This window comes from Streptomyces aurantiacus JA 4570, assembly GCF_000414115.1.
In the GTDB taxonomy this organism is placed as follows: Bacteria; Actinomycetota; Actinomycetes; order Streptomycetales; family Streptomycetaceae; genus Streptomyces; species Streptomyces aurantiacus_A.
Genome location: NZ_AOPZ01000393.1, coordinates 1 through 639, shown reverse-complemented (window position 1 = coordinate 639; position 639 = coordinate 1). Strand labels below are relative to the sequence as shown.

General features: G+C 76.2%; 1 protein-coding gene. It reads right to left on the bottom strand.

Going from position 1 to position 639, the window contains the following annotated elements:
- On the bottom strand, positions 1-383 hold a 383-nt coding region (locus STRAU_RS44110), incomplete at its 3' end, for a carboxyl transferase domain-containing protein (RefSeq protein ID WP_037663209.1).
- Positions 384-639: the final 256 nt, after the last annotated feature.

Sequence of the window (639 nt, the reverse complement as noted above, 5' to 3'; positions counted from 1 at the left end):
GTGATCACACCGTCCGTGTAGGGCTTCTTGGCCTCCAGGCCGAAGCCGGTCGCCCGGTGCCGGCGCAGCTGCTCGACCTCCTGGAAGGACCCCTCGTCCAGCAGGAGTTCCAGGCGCTCGCGGGCGGTCAGCTTGCCCTTGGCGTGCTGCGCCGCGGTCGCCTTCTCGCCGGGGCCGGCCAGCGCCTGCGCGCGGATGCCGGCCAGCTGCGCCGCCCGGCCCCGCGCATCAGCTGCCTGCGCCGCCTGCCCGGCCTGCGCGGCCTGCCCCGCCTGCGCGGCCTGTCCCGCTTGCCCGGCTTGTGCTTCCTCTGCCGGTGGGCCCTGCGCCCCGGCCGTCTGCGGCCGCGCCACGAGAGCGGCCGGCTCCATCACCGTCGCCATGGCAGTCCCCTTTCCCCTCTGTCACTGCTGAGTCACTGCTGTGTGCCGCCGGTGGCCGGCGGGCGTGCGTCGGGCGCGGGCGCGGCCGGCAAAGGGGGCCGCACGCGCAGAGTAACAAACCGCATGCATGGTTTCTTTAGGGGGGAGGCGGAGTTGGCCGATCATCGCCGGTCGCCGCCGGGGGCGCACTGCCAGCTGTCCGGCGCCCGGTAGGCGCCGGAGCCCGCGGGCCCGGGCCGGCACCCGCCGCGTCCCG